Origin of the sequence: Bradyrhizobium sp. BR 1432, assembly GCF_051547705.1 — a bacterium.
Taxonomy (GTDB): Bacteria; Pseudomonadota; Alphaproteobacteria; order Rhizobiales; family Xanthobacteraceae; genus Bradyrhizobium; species Bradyrhizobium zhanjiangense.
This window is the reverse complement of record NZ_JBPUGF010000003.1, coordinates 6,685,789-6,710,245: the sequence shown is the minus strand read 5'-3', so window position 1 is coordinate 6,710,245 and position 24,457 is coordinate 6,685,789. Positions and strand designations below refer to the sequence as shown.

Sequence of the window (24,457 nt, the reverse complement as noted above, 5' to 3'; positions counted from 1 at the left end):
AATGATCACCGGGATCGGCACGCCAAGCAGCCACAGCAACAGCCCTCTCGCCATCGCATCCTCCTCCAATCGGCTTCGTTGCGAAGAGAACGGCGGGCGAGGGGCCTTGTTCCTGCCGAGTGCCTTACCAGTGGCCGGTATTCGGCATCGACGACCAGGGCTCCTGCGGCGGCTTCGGCTCGCCCTTCTGCAACAGCTCGATCGAGTGCAGGTCGGGCGAGCGGACGAAGGCCATGTTGCCGTCGCGTGGCGGCCGGTTGATGGTGACGCCGGCCTTCATCAGCTTCTCGCACGTGGCGTAGATATCGTCGACCTCATAGGCGAGATGGCCGAAGAAGCGGTCCTCGCCGTACTTCTCCTCGTCCCAATTATAGGTGAGCTCGACCAGCGGCGCGCCGCGCGTTTGCGGCTGCTTCTTCAACGCCTCGAGATCATCGGGCGAGCACAGGAACACCAGCGTGAAGCGCCCCTTGTCATTCTCGATCCGCCGCACCTCCTTCAAGCCCAGCGCATCCTGGTAAAACTTCAGCGCGACATCGAGATTGCGCACGCGCAGCATGGTGTGGAGGTATCGCATGTTTCTTGCTCCCTGGATCGGATGGAGGGTTTTGGGCCGGCGGAGCCGGCGGGAGGGAGAGATAGCAGGAATTGAGGAGGAGGGGCAGGGGGCGGGGTACGGTGACAGTCCACTCAATTGACAGGCGCCGCTAGCGTTGATCGAAGGCGCGGGGAGCAGGACATCTGGCGAATGAATTTGTGCACTGTCACCCTAATACCAGACGATCTTACACACGACACAACAACAATTTCCTCGATCGCCTCGTCGCTGTAGCGGCTCACTGCGGTACGGTCATGAGTTCTAGCACGTGGCCGTCAGGGTCGCGAAAATAGACGCCGCGGCCGCCGTTCCAGTCGTTGAGCTTACCGTCGTCGAGGCTCCACGGTGCGCTGCCATAGGCGAGGTTCGCCTCGCGAATGCGGCCGAAGATGGCATCGAACTCGGCATCGCTGACGTGGAAGGCGTAGTGGTGGCTCTCGAACGCCTCGTCGTCGTCGAAGAGCAGCGTGAGCGTGTCGTTGATACGTACCGGCGCGAAATGGCCGTCTTTCGGATCGGCATGGAGGCCAAAAATGCGCGCAAAAAATTGTGCCGCTGCCCTCTTGTCGCGGGCCGGGACGATGGTGTGGTTGAGGGTGATAGTCATCGAAAGACCTCTCGCTCTCTGCTGACCCCTACGCGCTCGGTCGGCCTGAGACGCCTTATTCCTCGGGGGGTTGCAGACCCGATGACGTCAGCCATTCATCTATATGAGAAGCGGTTTCGAGCTGGCGCAGTTTGCTTTCTAGAAGATCACGCTGTGGTCCCGGCTGCGTATTTTCCAGTTCCGCTATGATGCGGGCACGTTCCGCGTTCAGGTTGTTGTCAATGTGGGATTGTGAGTGTCTTCCCATGGCACTCTCCTTTCCCTGCGTGAATTGGGAGGGAGCGCAAAACGGCGTTCTCATCACCGATCAAAGCACAGCGCCGTGCGGTGATAGAACCAGTGTGCACCCGGAACCGGCGCGACGCCAGAACAAAAGTCGACCCAGCGAACGTCTGCTGGATCGATAGCGCAGCGCGTCAACGACGAGCATGCTGCGGTCGCATAGCCTCAGCGCCTCGTCGCTCCAAGAGGGCACCTCATGCGAAGGCAATGAGCTACTCCTGCGCATCGCCAACTTCATCATAGGGCCGAGTTCATCAATGCCTCCCGCATCTTCGTTGAATGCGTGAGCGAGGAGCCTAGCCAGAATTTACGCAAGAACCTATCATCAAGTCTGCCGACCGGAAAGACAATCGGCGGACGACCAGGAGGAGTCAAACATGCCAAAGACGTTACACCGTTCTTTGCAATTCGCTCTTGCACTCGTCGCCTCGGGTTTCGCCGTGAGTCAGGGGCTGCCGCAGGCTAAAGCTGAGGAAGCCGGCTGGATCACGCTGTTCGATGGCAAAGACCTCGAACAATGGGATCAGGTCGGGAAATCCAATTGGCATCTGGCGGACGGCGCGGTGATTGCCGACAAGATGGAAGATAAAGAGGCCGGTTATCTCGTCAGCAAGAAGCCGTACAAGGACTTCGAGCTGCGCATCGAATTCTGGCCGAGCGATGATGCAAACAGCGGCATTTATTTCCGCTGCCTCGATGCCAAGAAGATCACCGACCGCACCTGCTACGAAGCAAACATCTTTGACCAGCGGCCCGATCCAAGTTACGGCACCGGCGCGATCACACGTTACATCGAGATCAATCCGATGCCGAAAGCCGGCGGCAAATGGAACACATTCGAGATCACGGCGAAGGGGCGCGACATCACGGTCGTGCTCAACGGTCAGAAAACGGCCGAACTGCGGAACGGAATGTTCGATGAAGGCTCGATCGCCCTGCAACACGGCGCGGGAGCGATCAAATTCCGTAAGGTGGAGATCAAGCCCTTGTAAGGCGGGTTTACGCTACGGCATGAGACTGCTGCACCGCGAATTGCGACCAGGCGAATGTCGCCTGAGCGGCATTCGCGTCGGGTTGGCCGCGTTTTCGCGATGGTCGGTCTGGCCCCAACTGCAGACGTGCCGGAGGTCATTTGCGATCTTCGCCGGCGGGCGAAAAGCTGCCCTTCCCCGCACTCAACTCGTGACGTTTCACCGCGCCCAGCGCACGCCATCTTGAGATAGACTGGAGCACCTTAGCGCTGAATACCAAAGCCGGGAGGAGCCCATGGACATCGGGACCTGGCTGTGTGGTCTGGGGCTGGGACAGTACGAACAGGCATTCCGGGAGAACGACATCGATGCCGAGGTCCTCATGGACCTCACGGCCGAGGATCTGGTCGGGCTCGGGGTCGTCTCGATCGGCCATCGCCGCAAGCTGCTTGCCGCCATTGCTGCACTGCGCGCCGGCTCAATGTCGGCGACCACCGCTGTTACGGCCGCACCCAGCGTCACCTCCGGCAGCGCTGCGCTTGCACCGGAGGCCGAGCGCCGCCAGCTCACCGTGATGTTTGTCGACCTGGTCGACTCGACCGCGCTCGCGGCGCGGCTAGATCCGGAGGAAATGGCGCAAGTCCTGCGGTCCTATCAGAGTGCAGTGACGGGCGCGATCGCGCGGTTCGAAGGGCACGTGGCGAAGTACATGGGCGATGGTGTGCTGGCCTATTTCGGCTATCCGCGCGCCCATGAGGATGAGGCCGAACGCGCGGTGCGCGCCGGCCTCGCGGCTGTCGCGGCGGTACACAGCCTGGCATCGGCGGATGGCGACACGCTGGCGGCCCGTGTGGGCATTGCGACCGGTCCGGTGGTTGTCGGCGAGTTGATCGGCGAAGGTACGGCGCGCGAGGAGACCGTGGTCGGTGACACGCCGAATCTCGCGGCGCGGCTGCAGACAATGGCCGCGCCCGGCACTGTGGTGATTTCCGCCCGCACCCGGGAGCTCATCGGCGGACTGTTCGAGCTTACCGAGCTCGGCATGCAGATCTTGAAAGGCTTTCCCGTTCCGGTGCGGCCGTGGCGCGTGGTCGGGGAAGGCGCCGCCGAGAGCCGGTTCGAGGCGTTGCACGGGGCTGGCCTGACGCCGCTGGTCGGTCGCGACCATGAGATCGGCCTGCTGCTCGAGCACTGGGAGCGGGCCAAGGAAGGGGATGGCCAGGTGGTTCTGCTGACGGGCGAGCCTGGCATCGGCAAGTCGCGTCTTCTGCGGGCGCTGCGCGGGCGACTTGAGAATGAGCCGCATACGGCTCTGAGCCACTACTGCTCGCCGCACCATCAGACCAGCCCGCTCTATCCTGTGATCGGGCATTTGGAGCGGGCGGCGGGCTTCGCCGCGGACGATCCCGCCGTAACGCGGCTCGACAAGCTCGAGGCGCTGCTTGCGCTCTCGAACGATCATGTCGCCGAGGCGGCCCCGCTGCTCGCGGCCTTGCTGTCGCTGGAGACGGATGCGCGCTACCCGCCGCTCGACATGAGCCCGCATCGGCAGAAGGAGCGGACGCTCGAGGCGTTGGTCGATCAGGTCCTGGGGCTTGCGACGCGCCGGCCCGTCCTCGCCTTGTTTGAGGATGTGCACTGGGCAGATCCGACCTCGCTCGAGTTGCTCGATCTCCTGGTCGACCGGGTGCAAGGCGCCCCCGTGCTCGTTCTCATCACCTTCCGGCCCGAGTTCGAGCCGCCCTGGATGCGCTATGCCCATGTCACCGCGCTGACCCTCAGCCGGTTGAGTCGCCGCCAGGGCGCGGCCATGGTCGCGCGGCTGAGCGGCGGCAAGGCGCTGCCTGCTGCGGTGCTCGGCCAGATCGTCGCGAAGACTGACGGCGTGCCGCTGTTCGTCGAGGAGCTGACGCGGACTGTGCTGGAGACCGATCTACTCCGCGATGAGGGCGACCATTACGCGCTCGCGGGGCCGCTGCCGCCCATGGCAATCCCAACCACACTCCAGGAATCGCTGTTGGCCCGGCTCGACCGGCTGGCCCCGCTCGTGAGGTGGCCCAGGTCGCGGCCGCGATTGGCCGGGAATTCTCTATGAACTGCTCGCGAGGACGGCGCAGTTGCCGGAGAGCGACCTGCAGGCGGGGTTGGATGACCTCGTCGGCTCGGGCCTGGTCTTTCGGCGCGGGACGCCGCCGCAGGCAACCTACAGTTTTAAACATGCGCTCGTGCAGGACGCCGCTTATGCAACCCTGGTGCGCGTCAAGCGACAGCGCCTGCACGCCCGCATCGCCGCTGCGATCGAGCAGCATTTTCCGGAGACTATGCAGGCGCAGCCCGAACTTGTGGCCCACCACTACACAGAGGGAGGACTGATCGAGCCGGCGACCGAGTATTGGTTGAAGGCAGGACAACGAGCCATCGCCCGATCGGCTATGGCTGAAGCGCTTGCGCAGTTACGGAACGGATTGAATCTTGTCGCGGGGTTGCCCGAGGCCGATCGAAGGCGGCGCGAACTTGACCTGCAGGTTGCGTTGGGCGTCGCGCTGATGGCCACGCAAGGCTGGGCATCGCCGGAAGCTGGACGGGCCAACGCCCGTGCCCGCGAGCTCTGCGAGCAGATCGGGGCCACCGCCCAGCTCTGGCCCGTGCTCTACGGTCAATGGGTGTTTCACGGCGTGCGCGCCGAGCACAACGCGGCGCGCGACGTGGCAGACGAGTTTTTGCGCCGGGCGCAGGATCATCAGGAAACTTCCGCAACCATAGTTGCCCACCGCGTCAGCGGGACCGGTGCCCTGTGGCGCGGCGAGATAGCCGCTGCCCGCCTCCATCTGGAGCGGACGCTCGCGCTCTATGACCCAGAGCGGCATCGCTCGCTCGCCTTTTTCTACGTGCAGGATCCTCGGGTGGCGGCGCTGTCGGCGCTGTCATGGACGTTGTTGGCGCTGGGCTATCCGGAACAGGCATTGGCACGGAGCCGCGAAGCGCTCGATGCCGCCAACGATCTCAATCACCTCAACACGCTGGCGTACGCTCTCTTGTTCGCGTGTCTCTTCGAGCAGTACCGCCGGGCGGCGCCCGAAGCCCGGGATCGAGCCGAGGCACTGGTCGAGCTCTCGACCGAGCAGGGTTTTCCGCATTTCCTCGCGCCTGCCACCGTGATCCGTGGATGGGCTCTGACCGAGTCAAGGTGAGTTGGAGACAGGGCTGGCGCAGCTTCGGCAGGGCCTGCCGGCTTGGCGTGCCACCGGGGCAAATGTCTATGAGCCGCATTTCCTCGGCCTCCAGGCCGAGGCGCTTGGCCGCTCCGGCGCAGTGGAGGATGGCTTGGATTTGATTGCAAAGGCGCTCGACCGCGTGGAAGAAACCGGCGAGCGGTGGTTCGAGGCCGAGCTCCATCGGATAAAAGGCGAGCTGATGTTGTGGCTACCGAGGCCCGACCCGACCGCCGCGGAAGCGCAGTTCGGGCATGCGGCTGCAACCGCGCACCAGCAAGGCGCCAAGCTCTGGGAGTTGCGCGCTGCGACATGCCTTGCACGACTTTGGATAGAACAGCGCCGGCGCGGCGAGGCTCACGATCTGCTTGGTCCGCTCTATGGCCAGTTCGCTGAGGGCTTTGAGACACCAGATCTTCGGGCTGCTAGAGCAGTACTTCAAGAGATCATTGTCAGCTCCGAGAAGAATCCGATCCCAGGTCCCAGCAGTTGATTCTGCAACGAGCATCGCAGCTCCCTGGTCAAGTCGGCCGCGCGGGAGACCGCGTCCTAGTAGATCGCCTGGCCCCACCCAACCTCAGCCAGAATTTCGGAACGTGGAGATAGCCTCGGCGTTTGCGACTCGTGAGTAGGGCAGGTTGACTGCCCGCCTCGGCTTCCACTGTCAGCGGCGGGCTCTCGTGAGTTGCGTCAGTGGCGAAGCGTACCAAGGCACCTCCGGCCAAAGCGCCGGAAGCCGCGCCCATGCCGGGCTTCATCAGCCCGCAGCTGGCGATCCCGAAGATGAAGCCGCCTTCGGGGGCTCGGTGGATTCACGAGATCAAATACGACGGTTACCGCATCCAGCTCCGGATTGACGGCGACGACCGCAAAGCCTTGACGCGCAACGGTATGGATTGGACGAACAAGTTTTCCACCATTGCGGGCGCCTTCGACATCGCGGGACAGGCGATCGTGGATGGCGAGGTCGTGGTCATCCATGAGGATCGTCCCAGCTTCGCCGAGCTGCAGGCCGATCTCGCAAGGGGCGATCAGGATCGCCTGGTGTACTTCGCCTTCGACCTCCTGTGGCTCGATGGGCGAGACCTCCGAAACTTGTCCCAGCTTGCCCGCAAAGAACTGCTGAAGCAGCTGATCGGGAGCCACAAGCTGGAGAAGCCGATCGTCTACAGCGAGCACCATGTCGGGGATGGGCAGGCGTTGTTCGAGGCCGCAAGCAAGCTCAACTACGAAGGCATCATCTCGAAGCGGGTTGACGCGCCGTACCGATCGGACCGGGTCGAAGCCTGGCAGAAGATCAAGGCTGTCCAGCGCGAGAAATTTCCCGTGGTCGGGTTCATCAAAGACCCCTCCGGCGTCGCGGCGCTATACCTCGGCAAGCAGGAGGGAAAGGAGCTGCGCTACATAGGCAAGGTCGGGACCGGCTGGTCTCGAACGAAGTCCGCGGAGATCCGCAAGGCACTGGAGACCGTCGTCAGCCCCAAAACCAAGCTCACCAAGCCCATCAGGAAGCCGAAGGCCACCTGGGTCGAGCCGACGTTCTACGCTGACGTGGAGTATCGCGACATCACATCCGAAGGGTTGTTGCGCGCCAGCTCATTCAAGGGGCTGAGCAAAGGAACGCGCCGTTCCTAGCTGCGTTTTAGCTTCCACAGTATGCGTGGAGTACCGGCCGTGAAACCGGATCGCGTGAGGGCAGCCGTCAAACAGGCCCAGGCCATTCTGGCGAGCTATGTCGAGCCGGGGTCGCGCGACGGCAACAAGACAATCAATGATCTGCTGGATGTTCTCGATGACGAAGAGCTGATCGAGGCCATGGAGAGGGAAGATGCGCAAGGCACTGGCAGAACTAAGTGAGGACGAACGTGACGTGTTGCTTTATCTGGCCGACCTCGGCACTGCAGCATGTCTCTCGGGCCTGATCGTCAGCATCCTCAAGCTCATAGGCGATCTGTTCTGACAAAGCCCGACTGCCCGATCTGGCTTGGCATCGGCTTTGTGTACGAGAGCCATCCCGATCGCGCTTGGAGTCCTTTTCGGAGGCCCCAAATATTGGTCGCTGGCTAACAAGCGGGAGCCGGCCGGGATTGCACCGTGCTCGTCGACCTCATGAGTTCGAGCAACATGGGTTCGAGCAAGTCGGCGTGGGGCTACCACGGGAAAGTCCGCTAGCGAACAACGCCTGCCGCATCGTCGTCCTCGTTTGGCAAAAGCCAATCGATCACAAGCAGGCCGGCCTCAAGTAGAACGAAGGCAACAATGCCGCCCAGCAGTCCGAAGAACACAATCGAAAAGGTTGCGAGCATAATCGCGCAGAAGATGTCGGCAAGCACCTTGTAAGTGCGTTGCGCCTGGTCTTGCTTGGATGTGAAGTACGGCATCCCGGCTCCTCCAGCATTTGGGTCAGCCTAGTCAAAACGAGCAGCGATCGTCTGTTCCCTACCCGCGCACTCGCACGCGTGCATCCGTTCTGGGCGGGTGCGACCCAAGTGCGACGCAGGCGGCACAATTCTCCTTCTCCGTCCAACGTCGGACTCGACTCGTCGTTCCGTTTTTGTTCTCATGGACCATATTCAAAATCGCGGGGCTGAACATGCCGGACCTGGACGTTGTCAGGCGGGAGATCGAACGGATGCGCATCCGGATGGGAAGGCAGAGGAAGGAGATCCTCCAATTGCAGCGGGCGGGTGTCGGGACGGCCTCGGCCGAAGCGCTGCTGTCGCGGATGGAGGCGAAGATTGAAGGTCTTTGCGCGCAGCGGGACGCGCTGAAGAGCACGCAGCCGCGCCAGACCAAGGGCAGGGTGCTCGGCGGGAGGACATGGTGAGCAGGCGTTGGTTCGACGATGAGAGAGAGCTATCGCCCTTCCTGACCGCGCTCGAGGACGTTCGCCGAAGAGCGACGCGGGAAGGGTGGTGCTATGCCCACGTCCAGGCCATCATCGTGGCCATCGACCAGTACGCGGAAGCTGCGACCGGTAATCGCGAGTATTTCCTCAACAAGCCGGTTTCAATTGGTGAGAGCCGGAAGGCCGGGGACGTTCGGTGAGGGGCGGTTCTAGCGCGGGACAGGCCGAGCGGTTACTGCGGTTGAACCCCGCTGACGACCGACACGACCTATTGCCATGCTTCAAGGCCTGCTCAGCGCGATCGTGGATCTGCTCCTGTCTGCCGCATGGAGCCCCATCGTGAGATTCTTCGGTCTGGAAAACGTCGTCGAAATCGCGACGGCTGTCCTCGGGCTTGGCTGCATCGCGATTGGCTTCACGGTGTTCTTGCTGGGCGGCCAGTGAGTGTGGGAAGGCTCGCTCGCGTCGTCGCAACACCCGCTGAAATATGTGCTGGTTGCAGCCATCGCGATCCTCATGGTGCTGGGATCACGGCTCCCGCTCCGGATCTTCAACCGACTCCGCGGATAACTTCCCGAAGTACCTTCCGGCTCGTGATGAAGCTGGCTTCGCTCGTTCGTTCGAGAGTCACCTCTCCCCAGCGGGGAGAGGTAAGATTGCGCCTGGCGATGCGAAGCATCGTCCAGTGCAATCCGGGTGAGGGGCCGCAGCGATCACTGGGCTGTAACCCCTCACCCGGATCGCATCTTGCGATGCGATCCGACCTCTCCCTACGGGAGAGGTGGAACCAGAACCAAAACGCATCCGCTTCAGGCTGCGATCCGTTGCTCGACCGGCGCCGTCAGGTATTTGAGCACTTCTGCGTGCTCGAGGTCAGGGACCGCGATGGCCGTGTGGCTGTACATCGCATGGCTCCGCGAGTTTGCGATCTTGTCCAGGATCTCTTTGCCTTTGATGACGTGGAGGCCCATGCCGTCCCCAGAGGGGAAGATCGCGAGCACGACGTCATAAGCTGCGATGACGGCTCGCAGCGCTTCGGCCTTGTCCTCGGCGATATCGACAAAAACGCGTACATCAGCCGCGAGTTCACGCAGCTCGTTAAAATCCAGCACTGTGAGGATACTCCAACGCAACGATACTGATGCGAGATTGGAGGCGTTAGGTTACCGAAGTCTCAACAAGGCGTGCCCAGTCACAAGTTTCACGATGAGGTGACTCGTCGTGCTCCCTAGCGCTTGGCTTCGTCTTTGCGAAGCCTGGCCTCCGCGGCCTCGTCCACGAGGTTCAAGGCGAGGCCGTCATAGCTCAGCTTGAGCTCACGGCCGACGATCCATGTCCACCCCGCGTGGACCTTGATCGGCTGGGCGTTGAACTGGTCGGAGATCGATTTGACGGCGGCGTCCTGCGGCCCCGGGTTGTTCAACTCCGCATGGACACGCCAGATCGGGTGCTTGGCGTCAGCGTCGTCACTATCGACCGTGACCTTGGCGCCATTGATCTCGCATTCGAGGGTGTACGAGCCCCGGATCTGGCGGCAGAGGTAGCGACGTTGACTGACGAGCTTGCTGGTCTCGTCGAATGTCATCCCGGGCGAGAAACCGAAGATGTCGGATTTTTTCACGAGTGCCAGGGACGCTGGCTTCAAGAAGCTTGGCTGGATGGCGACGAGGGCGGCGATCGCAACAACGATCAAACCGGCGATGACGATAGCGACCTTCATGAGTCCCCACGAGAAACCTTTCGACCATATAGCAGCCGCGGCGCTCTACCAGGCCGGGCAAAAGCGAAAACCCCGCCTGGGGGAAGCGGGGCTTTCTGGTGGGGTGAAGCTTAGGGACTTCAAGAGTATGACGCGCCAGGAGACAAATGGTTCAAAAAGAATTGGCAAATGCTGCAACATCTTTCACAGGATGTCGGGAACCCTAGAGAACCCCTGCTTGCGTTTTGGGTCTCGATAGGCTCTAAGCCCGGTCACTTCATGACCTCTGGCATGAATTAAAAGCGCGCCTCCGCGGTCCGGCCGCGTCCACAGCAGAGTTTACGCACGCGCATCCCTTCAAAGGAATTCAGAACATGGCGAAGATGACGAAGACCCAATTGATCGATGCAATTGCGGAAGGCACGCAGCTGTCGAAGAACGACGTGAAGTCGGTGATCGAATATATGGCGACGGTCGGCTACAAGGAGCTCAACGAGTCCGGCGAGTTCGTCATCCCCGGCTTCGTCAAGATGTCGGTGGTGAACAAGCCCGCGACCGAAGCCCGGATGGGCATCAATCCCTTCACCAAGGAGCCGATGCAGTTTGCGGCCAAGCCGGCGAGCAAGTCGGTCAAGGCCTCGCCGCTGAAAGTGGCCAAGGACGCCGTCTAAGGCGCCGGCGATGCCGGGGCCGCTTCGCGAAGCATCGCAACGGATTAGCGGCTGAAGACGAGGTGGTGCTCGGCGACGACAATGCCGAACATCACTACGACGATCAGGAGAAACCACAGGCCCGCCGATCGTGGCCTGCCGCGCAGCCGCGGCTGACAAGAAAAACCCCGCGCTTTCGCACGGGGCTCTCTTGGCTGACGGCGTTGGGATTTCAGCGCCTGGCCGCCAACCATGCTTGTAACGTAAGGTTGAAAATCCAAAAAGCAACAGCGCCGCGATGACGGAGTATGTTCGTCAGGCGGCGCTGCCGTATGACTGGGCCCTGAAATCCCCAGCCTCCATGGGTCCCGCGCAGCGCGGAAAAGGTTCAAGCCGCCGTGGCCCTGTGGAATTTCGGGGAGGGGCTGGACTTTTTGTTCTCATTTTGTTCTAGTCAATCATCTTCTCTTGGAGGTGATTCATGACCGTCGAGAAACAGCGCGAAGTGATCAGGCTCTGGAACGAGCTCAGGAAGCTCGAGGGCCCGGCTGCAGAGGAGCTGCGCATCCAGATCCTGGAATGCTTTTCGGAGAAGGGCAAAGCAAAGCGGGCGGCGTGAGTGGATCGGCGGGCGTCGACGCTGATGCCTTTGAAGCGAACGTGTGACGGAACGAAGGTGTGACGGGACGCGTTCGCGCAGCATGACGTGCCCGCAATGCGCCAAGCCGATGACGGCCAACTCAGCCAACAGCTTTCGGTGCGAGCCGTGCCGCGAGATCGTCATCGTGTTCACAGTCGCCTCGAAATCCGTGTCGCCGAAAATTTTGCCGCCGAAGAGTCTTGCACCGAGGGTGACGGCGCCCGCTTTCATCGATCGTTAGGATTCGCGTCTCTCTGATTTTCCGACTCCGATTCGTTCTTTGCGAACGAAATGGAGTCGGATGCAGAACAAGCCGTGCCTTCTGTATCGATGCGGGACATGTCGGTCACGGCAGGCTTTCGCAGGCAGTCGTTTGTTGCGACCGCGACTCGCGGCTGCGCCAAGACAAACTGTCGGTGCCGCAGCGATCGACCTCACGTGATCGGGCGCTCGCCGCGCGCGTTCACACCACTTGTTAAGAGTTGCTCCGCGCCGATTTCTTCGAGTCCGATTCGTTCTTTGCGAACGAAAGGGAGTCGAAGCTGGAACAAAGGCGGTCGTCGCGCGGCGAGCCAGGGGCGGCGCAACGCCTAACGAAAGCTTCCGCGAAAGCCGATAACCCTATTCGGTTAGGTTAAAAGCCCAATCGCGTTGCGCTTGCCGCTACTTGGGATAGGTGTGTGGCAACGACAATCAAGAAGCGATTTTGCGAAGAAGCCATTTTGTCATGACGCCATTTTCAGAGCCGTCCTTTCATCAAGGCGATCGCCACACCTACCGGCGCGTCGCCATCGTCGGCACGCTCTTCTGTCTCGCTTTCGTGGTGATCAGCTTTTCGCTGCGGCCGCAGGCCGAGGACACGCGTGTCGCGGTCAAGGCCGATCGGCTGGTGCGCACGGCAGGGCAAGCCCTGCACGCAAACTAGCGCTTCTCGCCGCAGATCCGGTCGTCCGCGGACCTATCCCGGAACGTGCCGCCGCGCGTCGCGAGCGCCACGAAACCGGCATAGCCGGACAGGTTGAGCAGGACTTCGAGCCACGCGGGCATGTCGGGCCTCTTCTGCCTGAAGACGACCTCAACGTGTGCGCGAAAATCTTGTTCCGCGCTCACAAAAAGAAACATCGTTCGGTGCCGCGACGAAGGATCGAACTGCCCGCCGAAGGCCGCAACGCTGGCCGCCGCTATGGTCTGCTGCATCTCTCCCGCGAAACTAAAAAACCCCGCCAGCACCGCGGAGGATGCTGACGAGGTCTTCGTGCTGTCGCCTCAACCCGGATGGCGGAGGCTTCCGCACTTACGATGTCAATCCGCGCGGCGAGCGTTCGTTCCCGCCGGTTCATTGTTTTTTGACCGTTTTCCGGTTCCGCGCTGCGCGCAACCATCGCAGGCCCTCGCCGTTGTCCCGCGAGACGCGCGAAGGAGGATAATCATGAAGAAGACACTGGCAGTTCTGGCCACCGTCGCAGCCGTCAGCGTAACCGCGGTCGCGGCGCCTGCGCCAGCCGAGGCGCGCGGCCGTGGCATCGGACCGGGCCTCGCATTCGGCCTTGCCGCAGGCGCGATCACAGCGGGCGCGGTCGCAGCATCGCATCCGTATGGCTATTACGGGCCGGGCTACGGCTATTATGACGGCCCGGGCTACTATTACGGACCGGGTCCCTACGCCTATTACGGCGGCGGACCGTACTATCGGCACCACCACTGGCGGCACTGGTAGCGAGTTAGAAGCGAAAAGCCCGGAGCGAGGCTCCGGGCTTTTTTCGTTCGTGTGCGCGTGACGTCACGCCCTACGGCCAGAGCGAGGGACGTTCGACCTTGCGGGCATTCTCGAGCGTCGACACGAAATATTCCTCACGCTCGCGCTTGAACTTCTCCTGAGTGGCGCGGAAGGCGGCAACACGGGTGGCGATCTCCTCGCGTTCGCGAGCTTTGCGTTCTTCATCTTCGGTCATATCCATCCCCTCTGTTCGCACCTGTTTCCACTGACCTCGAGCACTGCCGCCGCATCGCGCTGCGAGTCGGATTCGATACATCCATTGGGGCTCCCGAATGGGGCGTCAATGGGGAGGAGGCATTGCAGGATTGTGATATGCGATGGGCGGCAGCAATTGCCGAGTCTGTTTCTGTTCGCTCTTTTCGTCACGGTGGATAAGAGCGTCAATAATCTTGCCGCTTGTGCGTCTTGGCAGTGTGCGCAAAACACATCGGGAGCAGCGCGTGATAGCATCGGATCTTCGCAGCGGCGTTGAACGACTCGGCGACATGATCGCCGAAGCGAAGCGAATCGTGCCGTTCACCGGTGCCGGCATCTCGACCGAATGCGGCATCCCTGACTTCCGCTCGCCGGGCGGAATCTGGACGCGCAACCGTCCAATCCCGTTCGAAGAGTTCGTGGCGAGCCAGGAGGCGCGCGACGAATCCTGGCGCCGGCGCTTTGCGATGGAGGAGGTGTTCGCGGCGGCAAAGCCGGGCCGCGGTCACCGCGCTTTGGCCTCACTCTACCGCGCCGGCAAGGTTCCCGCCGTCATCACCCAGAACATCGACAATCTGCACCAGGCCTCGGGGCTGGTCGCCGAGCACGTGATTGAACTTCACGGAAATACTACCTATGCGCGATGTATCGGATGCGGGCAGGCCTATCAGCTCGACTGGGTGAAGCGCCGTTTCGACGAGGAGGGCGCCGCGCCCAATTGCACCATGTGCGACGAGCCGGTGAAGACCGCCACGATTTCGTTCGGCCAGATGATGCCCGAGGACGAAATGCAGCGCGCAGCTGCGCTGTCGCAGACCTGCGACCTCTTCATCGCGATCGGTTCCTCGCTGGTGGTGTGGCCGGCGGCGGGCTTTCCGATGATGGCCAAGAACGCCGGCGCACGTCTGGTGATCATCAATCGCGAACCGACCGAGCAGGACGACATTGCCGATCTCGTGATCCATCACGACATCGGCGAAGCGCTCGGGCCCTTTGCCGGCAATTGAGGCATCAATTTGATTCGCGGCTATGCAAGCTGTTCATAGGTTCCGGCGAATCTCTTTTTTGTCTATGCGTCGCAACCGGGAGTGTTATCTTTTGAGTCGAAAGATTCGCGTCGCGTCGAATTGAGAACATTCTCTTAAGACGCGTGATTCGAGCGCCGCCAAAGTGGCGGGTTGCATGGCAGTGTGGGGTCCGGGGTTATGGGGTCGTCGGACGGATTTGAGTCCAAGAAGGTCGGAGTTCCCGTGGGCGAGCACGGCAGCGGTCGCGACAGCGCGCTCAGCCCCTTCACCGGACTGGGTGAGGGCAGCGCCAACCTCGTCGAGGTTCACGGCGTCATCAAATGGTTCGACGCCTCGAAGGGCTACGGCTTCATCGTGCCCGACAATGGCTGGCCCGACGTGCTGCTGCACGTCACCGTACTCAGGCGCGACGGCTTCCAGACTGCTTACGAGGGCGCCCGCATCGTCGTCGAGTGCGTCCAGCGCGCCAAGGGCTATCAGGCATTCCGCGTGGTCTCGATGGACGAATCCACCGCGATCCATCCGGCGCAGATGCTGCCGCCGCGCACCCACGTCACGGTCACGCCGACCAGCGGCCTGGAGCGGGCCCAGGTCAAATGGTTCAACCGGCTGCGCGGCTTCGGCTTCCTGACCTGCGGCGAGGGCACGCCCGACATCTTCGTGCACATGGAGACACTGCGCCGCTTCGGCATGACTGAGCTGCGCCCCGGCCAATATGTGCTGGTCCGCTTCGGGCCCGGCTCCAAGGGCATGATGGCGGCCGAGATCCATCCCGAGACCGGGTCGCCGGGCTTGCAGTCGCACTAAGGCACCCCATTCTCGCAATCGTGAGCAGAGGCGCGCGGGCCAGCCAGCGCGCCTCTGGCTTTTCCAGCGACCGCCACGTAAGGACTGTTCCAGTCCCACGCCTCGAGTGCTCCCATGAATTCTGATCGAAAGGCCGTCTGGTCCGTTGCGAAGGGCTGGCTTGCCGCCGTCCTCGTTCTTGTCGGCATGGCGACCGCAATCGGATCTGTCCGCGCCGCGAGCTTCCAGCCGCTCGAGATCGTCACCAGAAACGGCGTGCAGGTGTTCTCGGTCGAGATGGCGACGACCGAGCAGGAGAAGCAGACCGGCCTGATGTACCGCAAGGAACTGGCCGATGGCAAAGGCATGCTGTTCGACTTCAATCCCGAGCAGGAAGTGTCGATGTGGATGAAGAACACCTACGTCTCGCTCGACATGATCTTCATCCGCGCCGACGGCCGCATCCTGCGCATCGCCGAAAACACCGAGCCGATGTCGACCAAGATCATCTCGTCCCAGGGGCCGGCCCGGGCGGTGCTGGAGGTGGTGGCGGGAACGGCGCAGAAATACGGCATCCGTCCTGGCGACCGGGTCGCCCACCCGCTGTTCGGCAGCAAATAGGCGCCCGGGAACGGCGTCATTGGCGCCTTGCTGGCGCGCCGGGAAGCGTGTATCGACGGGGCTCGCCGGACATTCGGGGTATAGCGCAGCCTGGTAGCGCGGCAGTTTTGGGTACTGCAGGTCGTTGGTTCGAATCCAGCTGCCCCGACCAGTTCCGACGTGTCCCCGAAGAATGCCCCAGGCCGATGCCCAAATCTCTTGCCTAGGGATTCGGGGGGCGCCTAGAACGACAGCCGGTTGACGAGGCGCCAGGCGAACCAGGCGAGGGCGCAAATCCAGCCCAACATCGCGATTGCCGCTAGGCCGAGCCCGCAGAGCGCGAGCAGCAAGCTTCCGGCCTCCGGCGTCTCAGCGAGTTCCTCGGGCGTATCGACCTGGCTCACTGCGTCCGCTGGCTTTGCCTCCTGCTGTTCTTTGATCACTGCTCGTTCGTGGAAATTCACCGGCCGCGCTCCAGCTCACAGGGACGTGAGACGCCGTCCGTGCAGGCGGGCGCACGCTGACCGCGGACACTCTCGGATGCCCCGGACAGGCGGGAAAGCTGCAACGCGTGGCGTAGTGATTGGTTGCCGTCGTCTGGGCCGAAAGGCGCGGCGGAAGCCTTCGCGCATTCTCCTTTCAGCGCGACTTCGGCGCGATGTTTCAAGCCATTGCGGCCCTCCGAGGGCCGCAGAATTGCCGGACGCTCATCGAACCTTCTGCGCGGCGCCATAGACATATGCGTGTTGGGGATTTCAGCGCCCAATGCCTAAACGGACGCCGCCAAGCGATGATACTCCGCTTGCGCGGCGTTGCGCTTTTCAAGCGTCGCTTTTTCAGATCTGGCCCATCAGCTCGAGGCGTGCCAGCCGGCCGGAAACGGCACGAACGGCCAGACTGTCTGGTTGTCGTTGGCGGCCTTCGGCGGCTGCGGGGATGGTGTCTTTGCGATTGGGACAGGCGTTGTCGATCGCAGCGCCAAGCGCAGACATGCACATTGCAAATTCATTGTGGTCGTCCTGGCCAGTCAATTCTTTTGAAAATACGTGTCGGCTCAAAAACACCGCGCGTCCTCAAAACGGCGCGCTCTCAAATCACGCACGCACTCTAGAAAAGTCGACGCCGGCTTTCAACCAATCTCGCCGTTTGCGCACGAGAAGTAAGGTTGATCGGTTAGGTTAAGGGCGAGCGGTTGTTGCGGGCGCCCTAGTCGCTGTTATCAGATCGAGCACGGCTCGCGATGGGCTGCCTGACATCCGTGCTCACACAAGATCACAGTTCGTGGCAGCGCGCGTATCAACCCAGTTCTGCGCCAGTGAGTTCTGCCATGTCTTCCGATCGCAACTCCAAAACCGCCGGTCCGCAGTCGAGTTCGACCGAGATTTGGCATCTCTGGACCGTGATCGTGCCGCGCCGCTCGATCAACGGACAGCTCGTCTACGGCAAGGTCTGGCGCCGCCACGACGGCCGCGACTGGATCTACAAGAAGTTCACCGAGTTCGACGGCGAAGAGGCGGCGTGACGCGGCATCGGCGGCCGCGTCACCATCAGGCGGTCTTCGCCGCAGCCGGCTTTGACGGCGGCGGCTTCAACGGCTTGTCCTGCTTCTTCGACCACGAGATGTAATAGGCCACCGTCGTCATGATCGCGACGCCGGCGATGCTGACGAAGAGCTGCGCGAACAGCGAGCCCGAGCTCATCGACAGCTCGAAATGGCCGACGAAGGACAGGAACACGCCGACGCAGAACACCGCGAGCGACTGCTGACCGCAGACGATCAGCGGATCGAACACCTTCCACTCCAGGCCCGGCCATTCCTTCGGCACGAAGCGGATCACGAGGATCACGATCACGACGAAATGGATGAAGCGGTAGGGCGCGAGGTTGGTCTTGTCGTTGGGGTTGAAGGCCGAGAACAGCCATTGCGGTAACATGCCGCCCAGGGTCGGAAAGCGGCCAGCCATGGTCATGATCAGCGCGAAGGCGAGATAGGCGAGGCAGAGGTAGAGCGTGATCGGCGCATTGATCAGCGTCATCGAGCGCCGCGCGCCGCCCATGGCGCACCAGGCGCCGAACACGAACAGCACCTGCCAGCAATACGGGTTGAAGTACCACTGGCCGGCCGGATAGGCCGTCAGATTCCAGCCGAAATGGCGCGCGGCCAGCCACAGCACGATGGACAGCGCCATCGTCACGTCGGGCTTGCGCAGCATGAACCACAGCACCGGCGGGAACAGTCCCATCAGCACGATGTAGAGCGGCAGCACGTCGAGATTGAGCGGTTTGAAGCGCAGGAACAGGCCCTGGCGCAGCGTCTCGGTGGCGTTGTCGACGAGGCCGGCGACGTTGAACTCGTTGATCATCTCGGAATTGCCGAAGCGCAGCGCGAGATAGCTGATCGAGGCGATGTAGATCACGAACAGGATGATGTGGGCGACATAGAGCTGCCAGACCCGCTTGGTCAGCCGTGTGGCGCCGACGACGAAGCCGCGCTCCAGCATCATCCGCGCATAGACGAAGGACGCGGTGTAGCCGGAGATGAAGACGAACAGGTCGGCGGCGTCGGAAAAGCCGTAATTGCGCGTCGTGACCCAGTTCACGACGTTGTCGGGGATGTGGTCGAGGAAGATCGCCCAGTTCGCAACACCGCGAAACAGGTCGAGTTGGAGGTCGCGCCCCTTTTCGGGAAGCGTTGCGCTGATGTTCAGGAAGGCCATGCGACGGGAGCTTTCGGAAGGAACAAATACGCTGATGTCGGGGAGCCAGTGCCGCCGGGCGGGGTCCCGGCGCGGAAGGCGGGTACGCAATTGTCACGGTGCAGCATAATGACTATACCCGTAGGTAGGGCACCCGGGGAGCAGGAATCACCGAACACTTCCCGAACGGTGTCTCTATACTATCCCTGAGATTTCCACCAACTGCCACCGTGACGCATCCAGTTCGAACGAAAAGACGAAGAGGCCCGGACCACCCATGACCGCACGCATTTTCAAGCCCGCCAAGAACGCGATGCAATCCGGCCGGTCCAAGACGAAGGAATGGCAGCTCGATTACGAGCCGGAGCAGCCGCGTTCGGTCGAGCCGCTGATGGGCTGGACCTCGTCCGGCGACATGAAGCAGCAGATCACGCTGCGCTTCCACAGCAAGGAAGAGGCGGTCGCCTATTGCGAGCGCAAGGGCATCGCCTACCAGGTGATCGAGCCGCAGGAGTCGGTACGCCAGCCGGCCGCCTATGCCGACAATTTCTCGTTCCGCCGCGGCGAGCCCTGGACGCATTGAGGGGCCAACCCGGCGCCAAAGACTTCCGTCATGGCCGGGACAAGGCCCGGCCACGACGGCGGGAGATATTCCGCCGACACACTATAAACCTCGCATCCGACCATCCCACGTCACGGATCAGCTACCACGCCGGCTCTGGCCCTTGGCAGCTATTCCGCCGCGTGCTTCGCTGCCTCGCATGACGAGCTCATGGGCGAGGTGGGTATGGCGGGGCGTGACCAGCTCGACGGCGTCGATCTGAAGATACTATCCGAACTGCAGCAGGACGGGCGGATTCGCAACAATGAGCTGGCGCTGCGGGTCGGGGTGTCTGCACCCAACTGCCTGCGGCGGCTGAAATCGTTGTTCAGCCGCGGCGTGATCCGGGCGGTGCGCGCGGTCATCGACGAGCGGCGGCTCGGCTATGAGGTGGTGTCGTTCGTCTCGATCCAGCTCGGCAGCCAGGCCCAGCCCGTGCTGGAGGCGTTCGAGAGCTCGATTGCCGCGATCCCGCGCATCCAGCAGTGCTGGCGCATTTCGGGCGACACCGACTATCTCCTCAAATGCGTGGCGCCGAGCGTCGAGAGCATGCGCCAGCAGCTCCTGCATTTCGCCGCGATGCCGAACGTGAAGAACGTCCGCAGCTTTCCAGTGCTGGGTGTCGCGAAGGACGTGCCTCTGCCGTTGCAGGAGGTCGCGGCGGTATTTGCGGGATAGGGACGCTGCGTTCCAGGCGCCGTCACCGCCAGGCTCGCGAAAATCCGAAGGAGCGGTGCGCCGCCACACGGCCGACGGTCGGCTATGATGCTGAGTAAATCACCTAACTGTGACATGTGATTTCGGAAGTCCTGCGATGCGCTAAACCGTGATTGTCGGTTCGGGGCCGCCGCCTAGATCCAAGGTGTGAACCTCGGCCTGCGTCGCGTGCCGAGGCCTCTTTTGTGGGACCCTGAGCCAGGAAAAGACACCATGACCTCGACCTCGAAGACGTTTGTCGCATCCGCTGCGACGCTGTTTGCATCCGCGTTTCTCATGATGACCGCACCCGCCGCGCGTGCAGACGATTTCTGCATTACCAACGGTGCCCAGGCCGCTCACGGTTGCGGCTATCCGACCATGGAAGCCTGCCGGGCCGCTGCCGGCGGCATCGGCGGCACCTGCTCGCAGAGCGGTGGTGCGAAGACCTCGAATGACGCGCTGGCCTACCAGCCCAAGCAGACGCGGTCGCGTAGCAAGCTTCGCCCGGGCGCGCAGACCAACTCGAACTAACGCCTGAATTCGAACCGGTTTCGAAAACATTCGGCCTCCGGGAGTCATCTCGGGGGCCTTCAATTTATGACAGTGAGGCGACAGCGGGCATGCTTCAGCGATACCGCCCGCGAAACTCGCGCGGGGAGGCGCCGGTCCAGGTGCGGAAGGCACGCGAAAAACTCTTCTCGTTGCGGAATCCGGCAATTTCCGCGATCCGCTTGATCGGCGTGCGGCCGCGCATCAGCTCCTGCTTGGCGAGCTCGAACTTTGCCTCTTCCTTGAGTTCGCGCAGCGAGGTGGCCTCCTCGCGCAGGCGCCGATGCATGGTGCGGGTGGACAGCGCCAGCTCGCGCGCGACATCCTCGGCGCCGAGACTGCGTCCGCGCGCATTGCGGAGCACCCGGCGCACGCGCTCGACAAGAAGCCGGTCGCGCCGATAGGGCAGCACCGTCAGCCGCAAGGCGCCTTTGAGCATGTTATCGAGGTCGGCGGCGCTGCGCGCGAGCGGCAGCGAGAGATAGTGCTTGTCGAAGATGATCGCGGCGCGGTCCGCGTCGAAGCGGATATTGCGGCAGAAGATGGTCGGGTAGACCGAGACGTGGCTGGGCTGGGGGTAAGGAAATTCCGCCGCCCGCAAGGCGATCGCGGAATCGACCGCCCAGCAGGAGAAGCCGAGCACGTAGCGGAGCAGGGTCACCAGGCAGAATTCGCGTAAGCCGCCGAGATCGCGCAGCTCCCGGATGGAGACGACCGCAGTCTCCTCGCCAACTGCGAGATCGAGCACGACATCCTCGGTGAGCAGGCGGTGATGCCGGCACCAGCGCTTGAGCGCGACTTGGAGCGTCGGCGCCGTGATGGAGGCGCGGCATAGCATGCCATAGGTGCCCCATGGCAGCCGGCGCGAGAACCAGCCGAGCGCCTCATCATCGAGCTCGCGCATGGCATGGCCCGCCAGGGCCTCGAACTGGGCGGCCGTGATCCGCCCATCCGGAGAATTGACAAGGTCCGGCGCTACCTGACCCCGGCTCAGCGCCTCCGCCGGATCGCGGCCGTATCGTTCATAAGCGGCGACCACACCGCGGACGAAGGCGGCAGGGGTCATGGCACGGCGCGGGATCGCGGTGGCGGCTTGAAAAGGCATCGGAATTCCCTCGGAAAATCCTCGCCAAGTTTGGCGGAAAATGCAACCTTTTCGACCGCAAGAGCGCCGGGGCCCCGCGAGGTTCGGATGCCAAAATAGGGAGGAATCGCCTTGAACATCCCGAGCATCGACTTCGATTTGGGCGAAGACATCGGCATGCTGCGCGACACGCTTCGCGCCTTCGCGGAGGCGGAGATCACGCCGCGCGCTGCCGACATCGAGAAAGCCAATCTGTTTCCCGCAGACCTCTGGAAGCGCTTCGGCGACCTCGGCCTGCTCGGCATGACCGCGCCGGAGCAATATGGCGGCTCCAACATGGGCTATCTCGCCCATATCGTCGCCATGGAGGAGATTTCGCGCGGCTCGGCTGCCGTGGGGCTCTCCTACGGCGCCCATTCCAACCTCTGTGTCAACCAGATCCGCCGCAACGGCAACGACGCGCAGCGCCAGCGCTATCTGCCGAAGCTGATCTCCGGAGAGTATGTCGGCGCGCTCGCGATGTCCGAGCCCGGCGCCGGTTCCGACGTGGTCTCGATGAAGCTGCGCGCCGACAAGCGCGGCGACCGCTACGTGCTCAACGGCTCGAAGATGTGGATCACCAATGGCGGCGATGCCGACGTCCTCGTCGTCTATGCCAAGACCGATCCGGAGGCCGGTCCGCGCGGCATGACCGCCTTCCTCATCGAGAAAGGCTTCAAGGGGTTTACCCACGGCCAGCACCTCGACAAGCTCGGCATGCGCGGCTCCAACACCTATCCCTTGTTCTTCGACGAGTGCGAGGTGCCGGAGGAGAACGTGCTCGGCAAGGTGGGCGAGGGCGTCAAGGTGCTGATGTCCGGCCTCGACTATGAGCGCGCGGTGCTGTCAGGCGGTCCGCTCGGCATCATGGCGGCCTGCATGGACGCGGTGGTGCCCTACATGCACGAACGCAAGCAGTTCGGCCAGCCGATCGGCGATTTCCAGCTGATGCAGGGCAAGCTCGCCGACATGTATTCGACCTGGCAGGCCACGCGCGCCTATGTCTACGCCGTGGGGCGCGCCTGCGACCGCGCCGACCACGCGCGCAGCTTGCGCAAGGATGCGGCTGCCGCGATCCTCTATTCCGCGGAGAAGGCGACGTGGATGGCGGGCGAGGCGATCCAGGCGCTCGGCGGGGTCGGCTACACCAGCGAATTCCCGGTCGGACGTCTGTGGCGCGACGCCAAACTCTACGAGATCGGCGCCGGCACCTCGGAGGTTCGCCGCATGCTGATCGGCCGCGAGCTGATGGCCGAGACGGCTTAAAGCGTTCACCTCATTGGAATCACCATGCCGCTCCATTCCAGCATCGATCCGTCTTCCCAAGACTTTGCGCGCAATTCCGAGGCCATGCGCAACCTCGTCGCGGACTTGCGTGAAAAGCTGAGCCAAGTCGCCGGCGGCGGCGGTGAGGCCTCGCGCAACCGCCACACAGCACGCGGCAAGATGCTGGCGCGCGAGCGCGTCGACCTGCTGGTCGATCCCGGGACGTCATTCCTGGAGTTATCGCCGCTCGCGGCCTATGGCCTCTATGGCGGCGACGTGCATTCGGCGAGCGTCGTCACGGGAGTGGGGCGCATCTCGGGCCGCGAATGCGTGATTGTCGCCAACGACGCCACCATCAAGGGCGGCACCTATTATCCGATGACCGTGAAGAAGCACCTGCGCGCGCAGGACATCGCGCGGCAGAACAACCTTCCTTGCGTCTACATGGTCGATTCCGGCGGCGCCTTCCTGCCGCTGCAGGACGAGATCTTCCCGGACGAGCGGCACTTCGGCCGCATCTTCTACAACCAGGCCCAGATGTCCTCACAGGGGATTCCGCAGATCGCGATCGTGATGGGCTCCTGCACCGCCGGCGGCGCCTACGTCCCGGCGATGTCGGACGAGAGCATCATCGTCCGCAACCAGGGCACCATCTTCCTCGGCGGCCCGCCGCTGGTGAAGGCTGCGACCGGCGAGGTGGTGAGCGCGGAAGAGCTCGGCGGCGCCGACGTACATTCGCGCCAGTCGGGCGTGACCGATCACTACGCCCAGAACGATGCGCACGCGATCGGCATCGCGCGGCGTATCGTCGGCACGCTGAAGCCACCGACGCGACCGAATCTCAATATGCATCCGCCGCGCGAGCCGCTGTTTGCGGCCGAGGAAATCTATGGCGTCGTCCCAGTCGATGGCCGCAAGCCGTTCGACGTGCGCGACATCATCGCCCGCATCGTCGACGGCTCCGAGTTCGACGAGTTCAAGAAGCTCTACGGCACGACGCTGGTGTGCGGCTTCGCGCACATCTGGGGCTTTCCGGTCGGCATCATCGCCAATAACGGCATTCTCTTCAGCGAGAGCTCGCTCAAGGGCGCGCATTTCATCGAGCTGTGCTGCCAGCGCGGCATTCCGCTGGTGTTCCTGCAGAACATCACGGGCTTCATGGTCGGCAAGAAGTACGAGGCCGGCGGCATCGCGCGCGACGGCGCCAAGCTGGTGACGGCGGTCGCGACCGCCGCGGTGCCGAAATTCACCGTCGTGATCGGTGGCTCCTACGGGGCCGGCAATTACGGCATGTGCGGCCGCGCCTACGCGCCGCGCTTCCTCTGGATGTGGCCGAATGCGCGCATCTCGGTGATGGGCGGCGAACAGGCTTCGATGGTGCTGAGCCAGGTCCGGCGTGACAATATCGAGGCCAAGGGCGATAGCTGGTCGAAGGAAGAGGAAGAGAAATTCCGCAGCCCCATTCGTGCGCAATATGAGAGCCAGGGGCATCCCTATCTACGCGACCGCGCGGCTCTGGGATGACGGCGTGATCGATCCGGCCGACACGCGGCTGGTGCTCGGCCTTGGCCTCTCGGCAGCGTCGAATGCGCCGATCGAACCGACGAAATTCGGCCTGTTCAGGATGTGA

Annotated in this window: 35 protein-coding genes, 1 tRNA gene and 1 pseudogene; 25 read left to right on the top strand and 12 right to left on the bottom strand. The window is 62.8% G+C overall.

Annotated elements, in window-relative coordinates; genetic code table 11:
• Positions 1-124: 124 nt before the first annotated feature.
• From ACSKB8_RS32595 to ACSKB8_RS32585, 3 genes are all read right to left on the bottom strand, one after another.
• Positions 125-577, bottom strand: coding sequence for a VOC family protein (locus tag ACSKB8_RS32595; RefSeq protein ID WP_438108534.1), 453 nt, complete (start codon positions 575-577; stop codon positions 125-127).
• Between the two features lie 259 nt (positions 578-836).
• On the bottom strand, positions 837-1,205 hold the full coding sequence (locus tag ACSKB8_RS32590) for a VOC family protein (protein WP_027576603.1): 369 nt from the start codon (positions 1,203-1,205) through the stop codon (positions 837-839).
• 55 nt (positions 1,206-1,260) lie between these two features.
• Complete coding sequence (locus tag ACSKB8_RS32585) at positions 1,261-1,452, bottom strand: hypothetical protein (protein WP_438108532.1); 192 nt, start codon at positions 1,450-1,452, stop codon at positions 1,261-1,263.
• Between the two features lie 412 nt (positions 1,453-1,864).
• On the opposite strand from ACSKB8_RS32585, the gene ACSKB8_RS32580 reads away from it, so the two are divergent.
• The 7 genes from ACSKB8_RS32580 (at position 1,865) to ACSKB8_RS32550 (ending at position 7,630) form a co-directional block, all read left to right on the top strand.
• Positions 1,865-2,479: a 3-keto-disaccharide hydrolase gene (locus ACSKB8_RS32580; RefSeq protein WP_438108531.1), complete on the top strand. Its 615-nt coding sequence runs from the start codon at positions 1,865-1,867 to the stop codon at positions 2,477-2,479.
• A 274-nt stretch (positions 2,480-2,753) separates the two neighbouring features.
• Positions 2,754-4,553 (top strand): AAA family ATPase, encoded by a 1,800-nt coding sequence (locus ACSKB8_RS32575; RefSeq protein WP_438108529.1) that lies wholly within the window; start codon positions 2,754-2,756, stop codon positions 4,551-4,553.
• Between the two features lie 22 nt (positions 4,554-4,575).
• Positions 4,576-5,649: a hypothetical protein gene (locus ACSKB8_RS32570; RefSeq protein WP_438108527.1), complete on the top strand. Its 1,074-nt coding sequence runs from the start codon at positions 4,576-4,578 to the stop codon at positions 5,647-5,649.
• Position 5,650: 1 nt separating this feature from the next.
• Positions 5,651-6,163 carry a hypothetical protein gene (locus ACSKB8_RS32565; RefSeq protein WP_438108526.1) on the top strand — a complete coding sequence of 171 codons (513 nt, stop codon included), beginning with the start codon at positions 5,651-5,653 and terminating at the stop codon, positions 6,161-6,163.
• Positions 6,164-6,363: 200 nt separating this feature from the next.
• A complete protein-coding gene (gene ligD, locus ACSKB8_RS32560; protein ID WP_438108524.1) occupies positions 6,364-7,305 on the top strand; it encodes a non-homologous end-joining DNA ligase in 942 nt (313 codons plus the stop codon).
• A gap of 39 nt (positions 7,306-7,344) precedes the next feature.
• Positions 7,345-7,527 carry a hypothetical protein gene (locus tag ACSKB8_RS32555; RefSeq protein ID WP_438108522.1) on the top strand — a complete coding sequence of 61 codons (183 nt, stop codon included), beginning with the start codon at positions 7,345-7,347 and terminating at the stop codon, positions 7,525-7,527.
• Complete coding sequence (locus ACSKB8_RS32550; protein ID WP_256477664.1) at positions 7,499-7,630, top strand: hypothetical protein; 132 nt, start codon at positions 7,499-7,501, stop codon at positions 7,628-7,630. Before ACSKB8_RS32555 ends, ACSKB8_RS32550 begins: the two co-directional genes overlap by 29 nt.
• Positions 7,631-7,838: 208 nt before the next feature.
• Here the strand turns inward: ACSKB8_RS32550 and ACSKB8_RS32545 are convergent, their stop codons facing one another.
• A complete protein-coding gene (locus ACSKB8_RS32545; protein ID WP_438108520.1) occupies positions 7,839-8,051 on the bottom strand; it encodes a hypothetical protein in 213 nt (70 codons plus the stop codon).
• A 212-nt stretch (positions 8,052-8,263) separates the two neighbouring features.
• Between ACSKB8_RS32545 and ACSKB8_RS32540 the strand changes: the two genes are divergently transcribed.
• The 3 genes from ACSKB8_RS32540 to ACSKB8_RS32530 all read left to right on the top strand — a co-directional run bounded on the left by ACSKB8_RS32540 (position 8,264) and on the right by ACSKB8_RS32530 (position 8,962).
• Positions 8,264-8,497, top strand: a complete 234-nt coding sequence (locus ACSKB8_RS32540) for a hypothetical protein (protein WP_370987411.1) — start codon at positions 8,264-8,266, stop codon at positions 8,495-8,497.
• The gene (locus ACSKB8_RS32535; RefSeq protein WP_438108518.1) at positions 8,494-8,718 is read left to right on the top strand and encodes a hypothetical protein; all 225 of its coding nucleotides are present in this window, start codon (positions 8,494-8,496) and stop codon (positions 8,716-8,718) included. The genes ACSKB8_RS32540 and ACSKB8_RS32535 overlap by 4 nt, the downstream gene beginning before the upstream one ends.
• A 76-nt stretch (positions 8,719-8,794) precedes the next feature.
• Positions 8,795-8,962, top strand: a complete 168-nt coding sequence (locus tag ACSKB8_RS32530; protein ID WP_370987410.1) for a hypothetical protein — start codon at positions 8,795-8,797, stop codon at positions 8,960-8,962.
• Between the two features lie 365 nt (positions 8,963-9,327).
• Here the strand turns inward: ACSKB8_RS32530 and ACSKB8_RS32525 are convergent, their stop codons facing one another.
• Together ACSKB8_RS32525 and ACSKB8_RS32520 are read right to left on the bottom strand one after the other, a co-directional pair.
• Positions 9,328-9,630 (bottom strand): hypothetical protein, encoded by a 303-nt coding sequence (locus tag ACSKB8_RS32525; protein WP_091887822.1) that lies wholly within the window; start codon positions 9,628-9,630, stop codon positions 9,328-9,330.
• 116 nt (positions 9,631-9,746) lie between these two features.
• Positions 9,747-10,238: a hypothetical protein gene (locus ACSKB8_RS32520; RefSeq protein WP_438108516.1), complete on the bottom strand. Its 492-nt coding sequence runs from the start codon at positions 10,236-10,238 to the stop codon at positions 9,747-9,749.
• A 353-nt stretch (positions 10,239-10,591) separates the two neighbouring features.
• On the opposite strand from ACSKB8_RS32520, the gene ACSKB8_RS32515 reads away from it, so the two are divergent.
• The 4 genes from ACSKB8_RS32515 (at position 10,592) to ACSKB8_RS32500 (ending at position 12,432) form a co-directional block, all read left to right on the top strand.
• The gene (locus tag ACSKB8_RS32515; protein WP_008558895.1) at positions 10,592-10,888 is read left to right on the top strand and encodes an HU family DNA-binding protein; all 297 of its coding nucleotides are present in this window, start codon (positions 10,592-10,594) and stop codon (positions 10,886-10,888) included.
• Between the two features lie 62 nt (positions 10,889-10,950).
• Positions 10,951-11,169, top strand: a complete 219-nt coding sequence (locus ACSKB8_RS32510) for a hypothetical protein (protein WP_438108514.1) — start codon at positions 10,951-10,953, stop codon at positions 11,167-11,169.
• 179 nt (positions 11,170-11,348) lie between these two features.
• The gene (locus ACSKB8_RS32505; protein ID WP_008558897.1) at positions 11,349-11,486 is read left to right on the top strand and encodes a hypothetical protein; all 138 of its coding nucleotides are present in this window, start codon (positions 11,349-11,351) and stop codon (positions 11,484-11,486) included.
• Positions 11,487-12,234: 748 nt separating this feature from the next.
• Positions 12,235-12,432, top strand: a complete 198-nt coding sequence (locus ACSKB8_RS32500) for a hypothetical protein (protein ID WP_091887818.1) — start codon at positions 12,235-12,237, stop codon at positions 12,430-12,432.
• Here the strand turns inward: ACSKB8_RS32500 and ACSKB8_RS32495 are convergent.
• Positions 12,429-12,704: a hypothetical protein gene (locus ACSKB8_RS32495; protein ID WP_438108512.1), complete on the bottom strand. Its 276-nt coding sequence runs from the start codon at positions 12,702-12,704 to the stop codon at positions 12,429-12,431. The two genes, ACSKB8_RS32500 and ACSKB8_RS32495, sit on opposite strands and share 4 nt — an antisense overlap.
• Positions 12,705-12,936: 232 nt before the next feature.
• Here ACSKB8_RS32495 and ACSKB8_RS32490 point away from each other — a divergent pair, with 232 nt between their 5' ends.
• Positions 12,937-13,224, top strand: coding sequence for a hypothetical protein (locus tag ACSKB8_RS32490; protein WP_438108510.1), 288 nt, complete (start codon positions 12,937-12,939; stop codon positions 13,222-13,224).
• A gap of 70 nt (positions 13,225-13,294) precedes the next feature.
• Here ACSKB8_RS32490 and ACSKB8_RS32485 read toward each other — a convergent pair whose 3' ends face one another.
• Positions 13,295-13,459 carry a hypothetical protein gene (locus tag ACSKB8_RS32485; RefSeq protein WP_164935006.1) on the bottom strand — a complete coding sequence of 55 codons (165 nt, stop codon included), beginning with the start codon at positions 13,457-13,459 and terminating at the stop codon, positions 13,295-13,297.
• Between the two features lie 265 nt (positions 13,460-13,724).
• Here ACSKB8_RS32485 and ACSKB8_RS32480 point away from each other — a divergent pair, with 265 nt between their 5' ends.
• The 4 genes from ACSKB8_RS32480 to ACSKB8_RS32465 all read left to right on the top strand — a co-directional run bounded on the left by ACSKB8_RS32480 (position 13,725) and on the right by ACSKB8_RS32465 (position 16,065).
• Positions 13,725-14,486: an SIR2 family NAD-dependent protein deacylase gene (locus ACSKB8_RS32480; RefSeq protein ID WP_438108508.1), complete on the top strand. Its 762-nt coding sequence runs from the start codon at positions 13,725-13,727 to the stop codon at positions 14,484-14,486.
• A gap of 198 nt (positions 14,487-14,684) precedes the next feature.
• On the top strand, positions 14,685-15,314 hold the full coding sequence (locus ACSKB8_RS32475; RefSeq protein ID WP_164935008.1) for a cold-shock protein: 630 nt from the start codon (positions 14,685-14,687) through the stop codon (positions 15,312-15,314).
• Between the two features lie 114 nt (positions 15,315-15,428).
• Positions 15,429-15,914 (top strand): DUF192 domain-containing protein, encoded by a 486-nt coding sequence (locus ACSKB8_RS32470; protein ID WP_438108506.1) that lies wholly within the window; start codon positions 15,429-15,431, stop codon positions 15,912-15,914.
• A gap of 74 nt (positions 15,915-15,988) precedes the next feature.
• Positions 15,989-16,065, top strand: a tRNA-Pro gene (locus ACSKB8_RS32465).
• 70 nt (positions 16,066-16,135) lie between these two features.
• Here the strand turns inward: ACSKB8_RS32465 and ACSKB8_RS32460 are convergent.
• Together ACSKB8_RS32460 and ACSKB8_RS32455 are read right to left on the bottom strand one after the other, a co-directional pair.
• Positions 16,136-16,336 (bottom strand): RNA-binding protein, encoded by a 201-nt coding sequence (locus ACSKB8_RS32460; RefSeq protein WP_438108504.1) that lies wholly within the window; start codon positions 16,334-16,336, stop codon positions 16,136-16,138.
• 393 nt (positions 16,337-16,729) lie between these two features.
• On the bottom strand, positions 16,730-16,957 hold the full coding sequence (locus ACSKB8_RS32455) for a hypothetical protein (RefSeq protein ID WP_438108503.1): 228 nt from the start codon (positions 16,955-16,957) through the stop codon (positions 16,730-16,732).
• A 263-nt stretch (positions 16,958-17,220) separates the two neighbouring features.
• Here ACSKB8_RS32455 and ACSKB8_RS32450 point away from each other — a divergent pair, with 263 nt between their 5' ends.
• Complete coding sequence (locus ACSKB8_RS32450; RefSeq protein WP_438108501.1) at positions 17,221-17,415, top strand: hypothetical protein; 195 nt, start codon at positions 17,221-17,223, stop codon at positions 17,413-17,415.
• A 25-nt stretch (positions 17,416-17,440) separates the two neighbouring features.
• On the opposite strand, the gene ACSKB8_RS32445 is transcribed toward ACSKB8_RS32450, so the two are convergent.
• Positions 17,441-18,610 carry an OpgC domain-containing protein gene (locus ACSKB8_RS32445; protein ID WP_438108500.1) on the bottom strand — a complete coding sequence of 390 codons (1,170 nt, stop codon included), beginning with the start codon at positions 18,608-18,610 and terminating at the stop codon, positions 17,441-17,443.
• Positions 18,611-18,866: 256 nt separating this feature from the next.
• On the opposite strand from ACSKB8_RS32445, the gene ACSKB8_RS32440 reads away from it, so the two are divergent.
• From ACSKB8_RS32440 to ACSKB8_RS32430, 3 genes are all read left to right on the top strand, one after another.
• Complete coding sequence (locus ACSKB8_RS32440; protein WP_438108498.1) at positions 18,867-19,172, top strand: ETC complex I subunit; 306 nt, start codon at positions 18,867-18,869, stop codon at positions 19,170-19,172.
• Positions 19,173-19,376: 204 nt separating this feature from the next.
• Positions 19,377-19,868 carry an Lrp/AsnC family transcriptional regulator gene (locus tag ACSKB8_RS32435; RefSeq protein ID WP_438110778.1) on the top strand — a complete coding sequence of 164 codons (492 nt, stop codon included), beginning with the start codon at positions 19,377-19,379 and terminating at the stop codon, positions 19,866-19,868.
• A gap of 252 nt (positions 19,869-20,120) precedes the next feature.
• Complete coding sequence (locus ACSKB8_RS32430; RefSeq protein ID WP_091894895.1) at positions 20,121-20,420, top strand: DUF3551 domain-containing protein; 300 nt, start codon at positions 20,121-20,123, stop codon at positions 20,418-20,420.
• 94 nt (positions 20,421-20,514) lie between these two features.
• Here ACSKB8_RS32430 and ACSKB8_RS32425 read toward each other — a convergent pair whose 3' ends face one another.
• Positions 20,515-21,543 (bottom strand): AraC family transcriptional regulator, encoded by a 1,029-nt coding sequence (locus tag ACSKB8_RS32425; RefSeq protein ID WP_438108497.1) that lies wholly within the window; start codon positions 21,541-21,543, stop codon positions 20,515-20,517.
• A gap of 156 nt (positions 21,544-21,699) precedes the next feature.
• On the opposite strand from ACSKB8_RS32425, the gene ACSKB8_RS32420 reads away from it, so the two are divergent.
• Both ACSKB8_RS32420 and ACSKB8_RS32415 read left to right on the top strand, forming a co-directional pair.
• A complete protein-coding gene (locus ACSKB8_RS32420; protein ID WP_438110776.1) occupies positions 21,700-22,827 on the top strand; it encodes an isovaleryl-CoA dehydrogenase in 1,128 nt (375 codons plus the stop codon).
• Positions 22,828-22,851: 24 nt separating this feature from the next.
• Positions 22,852-24,457: pseudogene (locus tag ACSKB8_RS32415) on the top strand (carboxyl transferase domain-containing protein).